This is a genomic window from Neorhizobium alkalisoli, from assembly GCF_007829835.1.
In the GTDB taxonomy this organism is placed as follows: Bacteria; Pseudomonadota; Alphaproteobacteria; order Rhizobiales; family Rhizobiaceae; genus Neorhizobium.
Genome location: NZ_VIWP01000013.1, coordinates 96064 through 110231 on the forward strand (window position 1 = coordinate 96064; position 14168 = coordinate 110231).

Consider the following 14168-nt stretch of genomic DNA (forward strand, 5'->3'; position numbering starts at 1 on the left):
ACCGCTATCTCACTTTGTTTTGAGTTCGGCAAGGGAGCGGGCCAAAAGCTCCGGTGGCAAAGTGATCACCTCGGCCGTCTCGGTGTAAACGAGCACGCAATCGATCGCTTTTGCCGGGTAGAGCGGCTTAAGGATTTCTCGATAGATGGCGAGCTGGGCGCGATGGGTAAGCGGCACGGATTCCGCATCCTTCGGCGGGATGCGGTTGGTCTTGTAGTCCATCACCGTGACGCGGTCCTGATCCTCGACCAGCCGGTCCACACGGCCGGATATCGCATAGTCACGACCCTCCAGCGCCAGCGTCCCCATGATCGAGACTTCCGACTGGCTGCGCTGTGAGAAGATGGCCTCAAGCCCAGGATGGCCAAGTACCGACATGACGCTGTCGACGAGAACAGCTCTTTCGGACGCCGGCCAGAAGCGAGCGGCTCGGTCGGCATAGCGCTGCGCGGCACCACGCCGGTCCGATGCCGGCAGTTCCGTCAGGACCTGCAGCAGCCGGTGCACCAGCTTTCCCTTCTGCAGCGCCAGCCCGCCTTTTTCCTTTTCGCCAAACAGCGGCGAGGTGACGATCAGGTCGTCCGCCTCATCGTCGATCATCGTGCCGGCGCCAGAGGGGCTGAGCGGCCTTGGCAGGATTTTTTGCGGCGGCAACGGTCGTGAAAGGGCAGACGGCAGCGCAGTGTCTTTCGACACGGCCTCACCCACTTCATGTCCGGCTTCCGGCACCTTGCGGTCGGCGGTCGGCAGCCGCCATTGCAGGCCGGTCCATTCACCGTCCGGGCCCGTGAACGAGGCGGCACTGCAATGCTGATCGTCACCGGCAAGGGCGCTGGCGATCATCGATTGCCAGGTATCGGGGTTGTCGATCTTGCCGCGATAACCGCAAATGATCAGCCGGTCGGCAGCACGCGTCATGCCGACATAGAGAAGCCGCCGGTATTCCTCTTCCGTCGAAACCTTGATGCGCGCCTCGTCCGCTGCCGTCAGTGCATTGCCGGTCATCTTGCCGGGCACCCAGGCGGGCACGTCTTCCTCGCCGATCCTGATCAGCCGGAATTTGGAGACATGCGAGGAGATGAAGGCCTTCGAGCCGCTGTCGACCAGAAACACGATCGGCGCTTCCAGACCCTTGGACGCATGCACGGTCATGATCCGCACTTCGTTGCGGCCGCCGTCCTGCTCGCGTTTCACCTCCGGTGATTCGAGCTCCAGCGTCGAGACGAAGGCCTGCAGACCCGGCAGGCCGCTTGTCTCATGGTCCAGCGCGAAGGTCAGAAATTCGTCGAGAATATCGCCCGCCTCCGTGCCGAGCCGGCCGAGGAATTTTCGGCGCCCGCCATACTGGCCGAGAAGCCTCGCAAAAAGCTCGTAGGGGCTCACCTGCCGCGAAAGCGTAAGCAGGTGGTTCAGCCTGTCTGCCACTTCCCGGAACCGGAGAGGTTGTTCCTCGGCCAGATTGCTGAGGTGCACCCAGGTGCTGGACTTTTCCGCACGCAAAGCGGTCGCCTCGAAAACGTCCTCTTCGGAGAGGTTGAAGAGAGGGCTCTTGAGGAGGGCTGCGAGAGAAAGGTCGTCTTGCGGCAGAAGCAGAAAGCGACCAAGAGCAAGAAGATCCTGCACGGCGATATGGCTGGTCAGCCGCAACCGGTCGGCACCGGCGACCGGAATATTGCCACGGCGCTTCAGAGCGCGCGTCAAAGCATTGACGAAGGCATCGCGCTTGCGCACCAGAACAAGAATGTCGCCCGGCTCGATCAGCCGTGCCTCAACACCGTTCGGGCCTTTCTCGACAATCCTCTCCCGCCCGACCATCTCACCGATCCTGTGCGCGATCCGGCTTGCCAGAATGGCGGACGGTGCCTTGTCCGGCGTCGAATCGAAGGGAGCCGTCCAGTCTTCCTCCTGTTCGGCGACTTCAGGCACGATCACGTCCCAGAGATCGACGACACCCGGATGGCCGATACGGTTGGAGCGATGCTGCACCGGCTCGCTGCTGACGCCGCGGACATTGCTATCGAGTGAAAACACCTGGTCGACAGCCGACAGAACATCCGCGGTCGAGCGGAATGACAGGGGCAGCCTGACGCGGTTGAAATTCTGGGCACTGGCCAGAACCTGCCGCTCGGTCGTCCTGCGCTCCTCTTCGAAGCGCTCGGGCCGCGCGCCCTGGAAGGAATAGATCGACTGCTTTTCGTCACCGACAGCAAAGATCGTCCGGCGCGTGTCGCGGGCGCTGGAGCCCGAGTAAAAGTCTTCCGCCAGCGATTTGATAACCGCCCACTGGATGGGGCTCGTATCCTGCGCCTCATCGACGAGAATATGGTCGATACCCTGATCCAGCTTGTAATGGACCCACGCGCCCACATCATCCCGTGTCAAAAGGTCGGCGGTACGGGCGATCAGGTCCTCGAAATCGAGCAGGCTGCGCTGTTTCTTCAGGTCCTCATAGTCGTCGGTCAGTCGCTGCGCGAGCGTCAGTGCTGCCCTCGTCGCACCGAACATCCGCAGCAGCCTCAATCGGTCGCGGTTAGCGACGACATGAGTGCGCGCGGCGTCGATTGCCGGGCCGAGTTCAGGTGCTGCCGTCAGCATGGCCTTGGCCACCAGCGAACTGTCCGCCTTGGGCTTTCCTTCGCGAGTCAGAAAAATCTGGTCGAGCAGTTGGGCGCGTTTGAAAGCATCCGGCTCCTTCGCCACCGTCCGCAGGCCATAGGCGACATCCGTCACCTTGGAGCCGCCCTTCTGATCGGCGAGGGCGAGATAGAGATCGAGCGTCAGTCCCGAAAGAACGGGCAGGGGCCAGTAGCTGGCCGCCACGCTCTCTTCCGTATCGGTTGCATCGATACCGTAGGCGCGCTTCAGCTCGGCGCTTATACCGTCTTGGCGCTCGGCTTTTGCAATGAATCGGCGGATTGCGGTCCGGTTGGAGATGATATCGCCGAGAAGCGTCTCGAGACCGAATTCGTCGCCGAGATCGAGAACATGGGCGAAAGCTTCCGCGAGTTCGGGATCCTCCTCGGCCGATGCCGCCGTCAGCAGGGAACGTCGCGCCTCGGCAAGCAAGGCTGAGGCGGCGCGGTCATCGAGCACGGAAAAGTGTCCCGCGACATTCGCTTCCAGCGGAAACTGGTGCAGCAGCGCCTCGCAAAAGGCATGGATGGTCTGGATCTTCAACCCGCCCGGCGTCTCCAGCGCCTTGGCAAAGAGGCGGCGCGCCTCGGCAAGCTTGAACGAATCCGGCTCAGCACCTTCGATCGCCGCGATCCTCTTGCGTAGGTCCTCATCCGAAAGAACCGTCCATTCCGACAGGCGCTGGAACACGCGGTTCGACATTTCCGAGGCCGCAGCCTTCGTATAGGTGAGGCAGAGGATGGCCGATGGCCGGCAACCGGCAAGAAGCAGGCGGATGACCCGCTGGGTCAGCACATGCGTCTTGCCCGAACCGGCATTGGCGGAAACCCAGGCGGAACTTGCCGGATCGGAGGCAAGCGATTGCTGCAACGTCGTCCAGTCGATCCAGCGAACGGGATCGTCGCCCTCGGGCAGGTCCGGCGGAAGCATCTCAGTCATCGGTTTCCGCCTCTCCGTCATCATCGGCCGTCGACCATTCGGCGACGCGCGCGAGATGATCGTATTCGCCGCCGAAATCGCTCTGCATCATCGGCACGAGCCGCGATGCAAAGCCCACTTCGCCATTGCGCAGGGTCACGACGAAACGGGTGAGCTGGTCCAGCGCTTCCTCGGCCAGATCCATCGCCGATTTCGGCGGGCGCTTTGCATTGGCCGAGCCGCCTTCGTTATTGACCTTGTCCTCGCGAAAACGGTCACCGGGCCGAAGCCGCACGTAAAGGAGCTTGTCGGCCGGCCGCTGGCCTGCCTTTTTGAAGGCGCCTGCCTGCAGCGCTGCGGCTTCTAGGGCAAGCTGCGGGTCGAGCAACGACCTTGCCTGCGAAACGGACGGGCTGAGCCCCGTCTTGTAATCGACGATATCCGCCTCGCCGGATCCCTTGATATCGATCCGGTCGGCAATGCCGGTGACGCGGATGCCGGCGGCCGGCACTTCGAACCCGGCTCCGGCTTCCGTCAGCGTTTCGCGGATATCGTGCGCCCGTTCCTTTTCCCAGTCGAGGAATGCGCGGGCGACTTCCATGAAGCGGGGGCGCCAGACCCGGTCTATATGCGGCGGCAGGCGCTCGGCGTCGAAAAGCTCGGTCGCGATCCTCTGCATCGCCTCTTTGGCTATAGGTGTACCCGGCTTGTGGCCTTCCCGCGTATAGTGTTCGATGATCGCGTGATAGAGCGTGCCGCGCTCCGAAGCGCCCGGATCCTCGTTGAATGGGGCGAGGGGATCGAGCTTCAGAATGCGGCGGGCATAGACGGAATAGGGATCACGGCGAAGCCGGCCCACTTCACTGAAGGAATAGCTCTTCGGCTGCAGATCGGCCGGTGGTTTCGGCGCCGGCCGGCCGGCACCCGGCTGGCTCTCGCCGGTATCGATCGCCGTCGCCCAAGCGCGGTATTGCGCGCCGCGCGTCCTTAATTGGGAGCCAAAAACCTCCCCGCCAAGCGCCAGAAGCCGTTGCAGCCAGCGCGATGCGACCGTCGGGGTGGAACCCTGCCTCAATGAGCGCGACAGGATCAGCTGCCTCGTGCCGCAGGCCATTTCGAAATCATGCGCCAGCTGGCCGATCCGCCGTTCTGGCGGCTCAAGACCCATATCCGTCTTCATGGTGCGTGACAGGAATGGATTGTTCACCGTCTGGCCGGGCCAGGATCCCTCGTTCAATCCGCCGAGGATCATCGTGTCGACGCTCTGCAGCCGGGCTTCGAGCGTGCCGAAGATGAAGACCCGCGGATTTGCCAGCGATCGCGGCTTGACCGCTTCACCAGTCGTCAGCGCCATGACGATATCGATCCATTGCGGGCCATCCGCCTCCATCTGGCCATCCGTCTCGATCACTTCCGAAAGCAGGGCAGCCAGCTTTTCCCCGGCCTCGCCTGACCAGAGCGCGGCAAGATTGCCGATTTCATCGACGGCAAGCGCCTCGAGCGCCTTGCCGGTTCTTTCGGCCCAGTCGGAAAGTTTCAGCTTGGCGGTCAGCCCGCGCCCATCCGGCCGACGGCGAACGAAAGCGCCTGCGAGCGGCTCCATGGCTTTCGCCAACCGCTGCGCCAGGTCTCGGGCGGCGCCTACTGCCGCGTCATCGAGTGCACTGCGCCAATGCGGCGGGTGTCTGTCATCTTTTTGCGCCAATATCTGCGCGTCGAGAAGAGGGGCTAGCGTCGAAACATCCATCTCGCCGATGCCGCCACGCAGCGCCAGCAGTTCTAGTGCTTCAACGGCATATCGCAATTCATCCGCCGGCATTCCGAGCCGCAGGAGAGGGTGTTTCAAGAGGCCGACGATCGCGACCGGATCACCCGGCCGCAATGTCGCTTCGAGCAGCAATTGCGCAAGCGTTCCCTGCGGTGTTCCCGAAAGCGGCGAGCCGGCCGAATCGTCGGCCAGGATGCCGAAGCGCGCAAGCTCACTCGCCACCCGCCGGCCGAGCGCCCGATCGGGCGTGATGAGCGCTGCGATTGCCTCGCCACCGTTTCTGCCGGGCTTCTCCAGCGCCAGTCGCAAGGCGATCGCGATTGCCACCGCTTCCTCGCGCTCATTGGCGGCTTCGATCAGGGAGACGTCGGCGAAAGCGCGGGCGAGATGGTCGCTCGCCGCTCCGGTCTGACGCCAGCGATTCCATAGATCCGTCGCTTCGGCAGGCACGAGAGCTTGCGATATGACGGCGGCCCGGAAAGCAAGATCATCATCGACATCGCCGATGACCTCGACTTCGTCCCGTTCCACGCCGAGTTTGCGAAGCAGGCGCGAAAGGCCGAATTGCGGATGGCTGCGGCTGGCGGGATCGGCCCTGCCTCCAAAATCCTCCGCACCAACCATCGCCCATTGCTCCGGCGGCATCACCGTGTCCAGACCCGGAAGCACGATCGTGCCGTTTGGCAGACGCGAGATGGCAGCGATCAGCTCGGCTGCCGCCGGCACCGAGCCTGTCGATCCCGCAACGATCATCGGCCCCTTATGATCTCTCAGCGCAATCCGGCGGGCCTCGCCAGTCAGGATGGCAGCCCGGTGCTTTGCCGGCGAAGAACGGCGCAATTCCTCCAGCCGCGCCGGCCAGAAAGCGCTTGCGATCGACAGGAATTCCGCGGTCAGCTGCCACCACAGCGCATGCTCGCCACCCTGCAATCCCTTGAGATCAGCCCAGTCCCGATCTTCGGTTTCCATGGCATCGATCAGTTCCGCCAGCGCCCGCGCCAGCCAGATGGCGTCTGCGGGGCTGGCAGGTGCGACAAGAGGGGATTCTGAATGAATGTCGAGGACGACTTTCGGAAGCTGGTTTCGCCAGGCAAGGATCAGACGTCCGAGCTCGAGAAGCCGAGCCGTTCCGCCGATCGGCAGCGCCAGATCCATTTCCTCGGGTGCCACGATATCGAAATAGCCGCTGTCGTCATCGGTCTCGCCGAGTGGCCTGATAACGGGTAGGATCGCGGACCGGCCGCCGAGAAGATCGACGAATTCCGAGCGCAACACGCGTGCCGAACGCCGGGTCGGCACGAAGATCGTCACATCAGCAAGCGACAGGGGATCGGCGGGGTCGTAACGAAAAGTCTCGTCCAGCTTTCCATCGCACAGCGCGCGCGCCAGCGTTTTCAGGAAAGGCGCGCCCGCCGGAATGGTCAGCACGCGATTTCGCCGGGGGGCGGCCATCGGCATCACGCCTTTTCCGTCACGCGGGCAATCACGGCCTCTGCGGCCGGAAGCGCTTCCGGCGTTCCAACCGTGATCCATTCCCCATCCATCATCAGGCCAAAGAGCCGGCCGGCTGCGATCGCCTTGTCGAAATAGATGTTGAGATTGAAGGCATTTTCGGGGGCGTCATCCAGCAGCGCCGAGTTCATGACAATCGCGCCGGCATAGACGACCGGATTGTCGCCACCATCCTGATACCGGGAAAGCCCGCCATCCGGATCGAGCTGAAAATCCTTCTTGCCATTGTGTCCCGTCGTGCGCTCCAGCGGCACGCAGAGAAGGGCCATGTCCATCGTTTCCGGATCGAAGAATCCGGCTAGGCGTTCCAGATTGCCGGCTTCACCCGGATTTTCACCGACCCAGAAAAGGTCGGCATTCATCACATAGACGGTGCCAGGTTCCAGCAGCGCGAGGCCTTTCTTGAGGCCGCCGCCGGAATTCATCAGCTCCGCGCGCTCGTCGGATATCAGAATGTCGAGGTGCGAGTAGCCGGCAAGATGTGCCTCCATCATCTCGGGAAAATGGTGGACGTTGACGACGGCCCGCGTGACGCCGGCATCCGCCAGGGCATCGAGCCCGTAATCGATCATCGCCTTGCCTGCCACGGGTACCAGTGGTTTCGGCATCCTGTTGGTGATCGGGCGAAGCCGTGTGCCGAGCCCTGCGGCAAGCACCATTGCCTGCTTGATGCCGGCCCGGCTGGTCCTTGGCTGGGTCATTGTCGAATGAAACCGTGTTTATGATTCGGGAAGCTCTATTCCAGCCCCATGGCACCATTCGCGCAAGGGGGTGAGCGCTTCGTGTCGAAGGGCTGTGGAAAGATAGCGCAGCGTGCGCGGCATATGCTTCATATAGCCAGGCTTGCCGTCGCGCTGCTTCAAACGCACCCACAGGCCGGCAAGTTTGCAATTGCGCTGTGCAGCCATGATTGCCCAGGCTTTCTGAAAACCCGCTTCGTCGAAACTGCCGAGCGAGCGGCGAAGGGCGACATAGTCGACCATCATCTGGTCCGAGAGAGCTTTTGGCACATCGACCCGCGCATCCTGCATGATCGAAGCGAGGTCATAGGCGGTCGGGCCGATCATCGCATCCTGGAAATCGATGAGGCCGACGCGCCGAACGCCCGACTGTTCCGGCCGCCAGATGATGTTGGGAGAATGGAAATCGCGCAGAAGCAGGTTTTTCTCGGCATCGCGCAATTGCTTGATCAGATCGTCCCAGATGCCAAGATAGGCATCGCGCCGTTCCGCGCTGGCGGGACTGCCGGTCTGCGCCGGCAGATACCAGTCGAGCAGCAGCCGGGCTTCCATCTTCATCGCGGTAGGGTCGAAATCCGGAATGTGATGCAGATGCCCGTCTGGCAACAGAAGGTCCTGCCGCATCGGGTGGCCGTGCAGAAAGGCGAGACAGACGACGCTTTCGCGATAGCGATCGGCGATCGGCGCGCCGTTTTCGTCGAGCACGCCCTCGCTTCCGAGGTCTTCGATAAGCAGGATGCCCTGCTCGTAATCGACATTGAGGATTTCGGGCGCAACAAGCCCTATTTCACGTAAATAGTTCGCGATCGCGACAAAGGGATAGGCATCCTCGGCGATATGGGCGACCTTCGGATAGGGCTTGCCGTCCAGTACCGGTGGCCCCTCGGGACGCTTTGGCCAATCCATCAGGATCAGGCTTTCGCCCGTTTCGGTCGTTACTTTTTCATAGGCGCGCATAGAAGCATCGCCGGTGAGAAAGCGCCGGCGAGCGCCAGCATGACCGCTTGCTTCGAGAAAGTGGCGAATGGCGAGGACGCGCCGGATCCGGGCAAGTTCCGTCGCTCCAGCCGTGATCGTTGCGCGGCGGCCGCGATCGTGATGCTCAAGCTTCAGCCAGATCGTATTTGCCGGCAGCAATCCGTCCGCCATTTCAGGCCATTCAACGAGGCAGATGCCGTTGGAGAGCGCTTCGTCGAAGCCGAGTTCATCGAGTTCGGAACTGTCGGAAAGCCGGTAAAGATCGAAATGTGCGGCCGCGATCCGGAGATCATAGGTCTGAACCAGCGTGAAGGTCGGGCTCGGTACTTCCAGATCGTCGTCTTCGGCGAGTGCCCGCAGAAGAGCGCGGGCAAGCGTCGACTTTCCGGCGCCGAGATCGCCTGAAAGCGCCAGGCAGTCTCCGATCTTGAGCGCAAGGGCCAGATCCTCGCCGAATTCTATCGTCTGGCGCTCATCGGCAAGTTCGATCGTGACAGATTGTGCGACAACCGGATCCGACGTCATTCAGCGGCGACCGAGTGCATCCTCGAACCAGCCGGGATGCGGCAGGTCACCGTCGTGCCCTGGCCGGCACGGCTGTCGATCGAAACGTCGCCATGGTGCAGGTTGACGAAGCTTTCGACGATCGAAAGTCCAAGCCCGGCGCCGCTGCGCTTGCCGCCCTTGGCCTGCGCCTTGAACCGGTCGAAAACCATCTTCAGCATTTCCGGCGGAATGCCCGGGCCCTTGTCACTGACGGAAAAGAACACGTCATCGATGTCGCGCCAGCAATTGAGGGTGATGGCAGCGCCTTCCGGCGAGAAATTGGTGGCGTTGGTCAGAAGCTTCATCAGGATCTGCTTCAGCCGCTGTTCGTCGGCGACGATCGTCCCCAGGCCGGCCGGCGCCGTGATCTCGAGTGTGATGTTGTTTTCATGCAGGCGGTCGGCGATCTGCATCGCGACGTCATCGAGCAGGTCGTCGACGGCGATTTCCGAATAGTTGAGCTGCATGATGCCGGCATCCACGGTCGCAAGATCGAGAATGTCGTTGACGATGGTCAGCAGCACCGAAGACGAGGTCGAGATGTGGTCGATATATTCCGACTGCCGCTCGTTGAGCTCGCCGATGCCCGGCGTCTTTAGAAGATCGGTAAAACCGATGATATTGGTCAGCGGTGAACGCAGCTCATACGAAACGTGCTGGACGAAATCATTCTTGATCTCGTCGGCCTTCTGCAGCGCCTCGTTCTTTTCCTTGAGCGCCCGTTCCGCGCGGGCACTGGCCGTCATGTCGACGAAAGTGAACATCGTCTGGGCATTCGGCAACGGGGTCGCGGCATAATCCAGGATCAGGCCGGAATAGAGTTCGAATGTTCCCTGGAGCGACGGGCGCTCGTCGTCGAATGCGGTCAGGATCTGGCCGAATCGCTTCCAGCCATCAGGCTTGTCATAGGAGGGGCCGCAGGCGGCTTCGATCGCCTTGATATGCGTGCCAGGCTTGGCCTCGTCGGCGGTAATGCCCCAAAGCGCTCGGAAAGCCGGATTGGAAAGACGGATCCTGCCATCTGGTCCGAAAACCGCGACGCCTTCCGAAAGATGGTCGATCGTTTCGCCCTGAACCTGGACCAGCGTGTTGTAACGCGTTTCCAGATCGACCTGCTCGGTCAGGTTTTCAAAAACCCAGGTCGCGCCGCCGCGCGGATGCGCGGTCGCGATGACGCGAAGTGTCTGGCCGTTCGGCAGGTGCCAGAGATCAGTTTTCGTATCGAGCGACTGATAGACCGAAAGCGCGCCTTCCTTCCAGCTGCGCCAGTTCAGCTGCTCGGGCAGCTTTCCTTCGGAGCGCAGCTTGTCGAGCACTTCCGAATTACCTGGGCGGGATTCGAGGAAGGGGAGGTCGAGATCCCACATCTGGACGAAGGCCTGATTGTAGAATTGCAGCCGGTGTTCACCGTCGAAAATCGCAACCGGCGATGCCAGATGGTCGAGAGTTTCCGCATGGCTCTTCAGCGTCCGCTTCAGCTCCTCGCGAACGGTCTCGGCCTCGGAGACGTCGATCGCCATGCCGGCAGAGCCGTTCAGCACCGTAACATCGACGACGTCGAACATCGTCCTGTTGCCACCGACAACGGTGGAGACACGATCATGGAAAGGCGAGGTCGGGGTTGCTGTGGCACGAATCTTTTCACGGGCGATCGTGCCTAGAAACTCGCGGCCTTCCTCGATCGCATGCACAGGCGTCGGTGCATCGACCGCGTCACTATAGGCATGGTTGACCCAGGTGATCTTGCCCTGCGCATTGCGGCGCCAGACAGGCTGTTCGATCGCATCGAGAAGCGAATGGAACAGCGAGATCGAACCGGTCAGCCGCTCGCGCTCGATCTTCAACTCGGCAAGCTCGGCACGCAGGTTATTGAGCGCGATGAAGCGCACGAACGCCTTGCCTCCGGAAACCCGGCCCTGAACTTCGAGGATTTCGTCGCGATTCGTTTCGACCACGAGGTCGAAGCTGCGCGCTTCGCCGCGCAGGGTTTCGATCGCCTTTTCGAGATCGCTCGCGGAATTGGCGCGCATCCAACGTCCGAAAGCGAGGAAATCGCGATCTTCCTGCGGTGCGCCGGTTTCCGCCGGCAGATGACCGAGGAATTCCGGTTTAGACGGGCCACTTTCCCAGACGACGATCCGCCGGTTCTTGTCGGCGATCAGGGCTTCGTATTTGGAGATCCGCTGCTGCGCGTCGGAAAGCGCGCTGCGCATCTCGAGGCTTTCGGCTTCCATATTGCCACGCTGCCGGACAAGCCAGACGGCCGCCAGCAATGCCGCGCCGAGTGCGCCGACGATCACCGAGGCGAGAATGACTTCCGAGGAGGAAAACAGCCGGGCCGCAGCACTGGCAGGTCCCTGCGCCCATGCCGAATCTGCCACGCCCGAAAGCACGGTTCCCGACAAAAACGTCGTGGCAAGCCTCGTGAACCCGCCAAATTTCTTCTTCGATCGCCTATCCGCTGCCGCCAAAGCAGGAATATCAGAGCCGGAGCTTGTCGCTCCAACGCAAACGGGATCGGCCTGCTTGAACAGGCTCATTATTTTTACCGACATGACCGGGTCTGTCTCCGTCCAATTGCCGCTCATCGACAAGACATACCATTTCGCACCTTGCCCGAAGCCGAACAGGCTGCAGGAGTTCGATACGAATCGTGTGCCAAAACAATACTGGCTAAGGGAATCGGCGGGAAGGCATTCGGGCAAAAAAGAAGCCGCGACCTTCTGTCAAGGTCGCGGCCACCATATCTTGTGGATTGTCTGGCTACCGATTAGTAGCGGTAGTGTTCAGCCTTGAACGGGCCCTGGGCCGGTACGCCGATATAGGCAGCCTGCTCCGTGGAGAGTTCCGTCAGCTTCACGCCGAGCTTGGCGAGATGCAGGCGGGCAACCTTCTCATCGAGGTGCTTCGGCAGGATGTAGACGTCGTTCTTGTACTCGCCCGGCTTGGTGAAGAGCTCGATCTGAGCCAGCGTCTGGTTGGTGAACGAGGCGGACATGACGAAGGACGGGTGACCGGTGGCGTTGCCGAGGTTGAGCAGGCGGCCTTCCGAAAGAAGGATCATGCGGTTGCCCTTCGGGAACTCGATCATGTCGACCTGCGGCTTGACGTTGGTCCACTTGAGGTTCTTCAGCGCAGCGACCTGAATTTCGTTGTCGAAATGGCCGATATTGCCGACGATCGCCATGTCCTTCATCTCGCGCATGTGCTCGATGCGGATGACGTCCTTGTTGCCGGTCGTGGTGATGAAGATGTCGGCCGAAGAAACGACGTCTTCGAGCGTGACGACTTCAAAACCGTCCATGGCAGCCTGCAATGCGCAGATCGGGTCGACTTCCGTGACCTTGACGCGGGCGCCGGCGCCCTGAAGCGAAGCAGCCGAACCCTTGCCGACGTCGCCGTAACCGCAGACGACGGCAACCTTGCCGGCCATCATCACGTCGGTGCCGCGGCGGATGCCGTCAACCAGCGATTCCTTGCAGCCATACTTGTTGTCGAACTTCGACTTGGTGACCGAATCGTTGACGTTGATGGCCGGGAAGGGCAGCAGGCCCTTCTTGGACAGTTCGTAGAGGCGGTGAACGCCGGTCGTGGTTTCTTCGGTAACGCCCTTGATCGCATCGCGCTGCTTGGTGAACCAGCCCGGCGAAGCCTTGAGGCGCTTCTTGATCTGCGCGAACAGGATTTCTTCTTCTTCCGAGCCCGGGTTCGACAGAACGTCTTCGCCAGCTTCGGCGCGGGCACCGAGCAGGATGTACATGGTAGCGTCGCCGCCATCATCGAGGATCATGTTGGAGAAGCCGCCATCGGCCCACTGGAAGATCTTGTCGGTATATTCCCAGTATTCGGTCAGCGTTTCGCCCTTGACGGCGAAGACCGGGATGCCGGCTGCTGCGATTGCTGCTGCGGCGTGGTCCTGGGTCGAGAAGATGTTGCAGGAAGCCCAACGGATTTCGGCACCGAGTTCCTTCAGGGTCTCGATGAGAACCGCCGTCTGGATCGTCATGTGCAGCGAACCGGTGATGCGGGCGCCCTTGAGCGGCTTCGAGGTACCGAATTCTTCGCGGCAGGACATCAGGCCCGGCATTTCGGTTTCGGCAATGTCGAGCTCCTTGCGGCCGAAAGCGGCAAGGTTGATATCCGCGACGACGTAGTCTTTTTCAGTGCTCATAAAGCTCTCCACGTGATGGTTGCACTCGGCAGCGCACAGGCCGGCTCATGGAACCGGATGATGCGCCGCAAAAATCTCGGGAGCGGTTTAGCAGGCTTGCCGCCCGCTGACAACCGGGACATAAAGAAGTCTTTATATCTTTATATCTATAGGAAAGGGAAGTTTACGCTTCTTCGCCGAACTTGTCGGCGACCAGGCGCTCAAGGGCATCAAGCGCTTCTGCGGCCTGTGGCCCCGTTGCAGAGACTTCAATCGAGCAGCCGGTGCTGGCTGCCAGCATCATCAGGCCCATGATCGAATTGCCGCCGACTTTCGTGCCTTCCCGCGCGACCGTCACCTGCGCGTCGAAACTCTCCACCATCTGCACGAACTTGGCCGATGCACGCGCATGAAGGCCGCGCTTGTTGACGATGAGGAATTCGCGGGGAGGGTGTGAAGACATGCGGGAGACGCTCTTTACTTGCCGCTGAGGACGCGGCTTGCGACATTGATATATTTGCGGCCGGCTTCGGATGCCTCGGCAAGCGCACGGTCCATGTTGTTGTCGCCGCGCACGCCTGCAAGCTTGATCAGCATCGGCAGGTTCATGCCGGCGATCACCTCCGTCTTGCCGCTATCCATCACGGAGATGGATAGATTGGAGGGCGTTCCGCCGAACATGTCGGTCAGGATGATCACGCCGTGGCCGTCATCTGCGCTTGCGACGGCGTCAACAATATCCTGCCGTCTCTGGTCCATATCGTCTTCGGGGCCGATACAAACGGTTTCGATGAATTTCTGAGGTCCCACGACATGCTCGACTGCATGTCGAAATTCCTCAGCCAGCTTGCCATGAGTGACAAGCACAATTCCGATCATAAAACTGCCCCCTGCTATGGAACCTCCCGGCCTTATCGCATCG

At 61.4% G+C, this 14168-nt stretch carries 8 protein-coding genes; all 8 read right to left on the bottom strand.

The genetic code is table 11. The features are described from left to right. Positions 1–9: 9 nt before the first annotated feature. Positions 10–3573 (bottom strand): double-strand break repair helicase AddA, encoded by a 3564-nt coding sequence (addA, locus tag FHW37_RS29345; RefSeq protein WP_145642954.1) that lies wholly within the window; start codon positions 3571–3573, stop codon positions 10–12. Further along, on the bottom strand, positions 3566–6772 hold the full coding sequence (gene addB, locus FHW37_RS29350) for a double-strand break repair protein AddB (RefSeq protein ID WP_145643029.1): 3207 nt from the start codon (positions 6770–6772) through the stop codon (positions 3566–3568). Before addB ends, addA begins: the two co-directional genes overlap by 8 nt. A 5-nt stretch (positions 6773–6777) precedes the next feature. Further along, a complete protein-coding gene (locus FHW37_RS29355) occupies positions 6778–7533 on the bottom strand; it encodes a nucleotidyltransferase family protein (RefSeq protein ID WP_145642957.1) in 756 nt (251 codons plus the stop codon). Positions 7534–7551: 18 nt separating this feature from the next. Further along, the gene (gene tsaE / locus FHW37_RS29360; RefSeq protein ID WP_145642959.1) at positions 7552–9075 is read right to left on the bottom strand and encodes a tRNA (adenosine(37)-N6)-threonylcarbamoyltransferase complex ATPase subunit type 1 TsaE; all 1524 of its coding nucleotides are present in this window, start codon (positions 9073–9075) and stop codon (positions 7552–7554) included. Beyond that, on the bottom strand, positions 9072–11651 hold the full coding sequence (locus FHW37_RS29365; RefSeq protein WP_145642961.1) for a PAS domain-containing sensor histidine kinase: 2580 nt from the start codon (positions 11649–11651) through the stop codon (positions 9072–9074). The genes tsaE and FHW37_RS29365 overlap by 4 nt, the downstream gene beginning before the upstream one ends. A gap of 215 nt (positions 11652–11866) precedes the next feature. Continuing rightward, positions 11867–13267: an adenosylhomocysteinase gene (gene ahcY / locus FHW37_RS29370; protein ID WP_145642963.1), complete on the bottom strand. Its 1401-nt coding sequence runs from the start codon at positions 13265–13267 to the stop codon at positions 11867–11869. 163 nt (positions 13268–13430) lie between these two features. Then, positions 13431–13709 carry an HPr family phosphocarrier protein gene (locus tag FHW37_RS29375; RefSeq protein WP_145642965.1) on the bottom strand — a complete coding sequence of 93 codons (279 nt, stop codon included), beginning with the start codon at positions 13707–13709 and terminating at the stop codon, positions 13431–13433. Between the two features lie 14 nt (positions 13710–13723). Next, positions 13724–14125, bottom strand: coding sequence for a PTS sugar transporter subunit IIA (locus tag FHW37_RS29380; RefSeq protein ID WP_145642967.1), 402 nt, complete (start codon positions 14123–14125; stop codon positions 13724–13726). Between the last annotated feature and the right edge of the window lie 43 nt (positions 14126–14168).

Bases quoted from the DNA above. Each gene is read 5' to 3' on its own strand.
- FHW37_RS29380 (WP_145642967.1), bottom strand. From the start codon at position 14,125: ATGATCGGAATTGTGCTTGTCACTCATGGCAAGCTGGCTGAGGAATTT.
- tsaE (WP_145642959.1), bottom strand. From the start codon at position 9,075: ATGACGTCGGATCCGGTTGTCGCACAATCTGTCACGATCGAACTTGCC.
- FHW37_RS29365 (WP_145642961.1), bottom strand. From the start codon at position 11,651: ATGTCGGTAAAAATAATGAGCCTGTTCAAGCAGGCCGATCCCGTTTGC.
- addB (WP_145643029.1), bottom strand. From the start codon at position 6,772: ATGGCCGCCCCCCGGCGAAATCGCGTGCTGACCATTCCGGCGGGCGCG.
- addA (WP_145642954.1), bottom strand. From the start codon at position 3,573: ATGACTGAGATGCTTCCGCCGGACCTGCCCGAGGGCGACGATCCCGTT.
- FHW37_RS29375 (WP_145642965.1), bottom strand. From the start codon at position 13,709: ATGTCTTCACACCCTCCCCGCGAATTCCTCATCGTCAACAAGCGCGGC.
- FHW37_RS29355 (WP_145642957.1), bottom strand. From the start codon at position 7,533: ATGACCCAGCCAAGGACCAGCCGGGCCGGCATCAAGCAGGCAATGGTG.
- ahcY (WP_145642963.1), bottom strand. From the start codon at position 13,267: ATGAGCACTGAAAAAGACTACGTCGTCGCGGATATCAACCTTGCCGCT.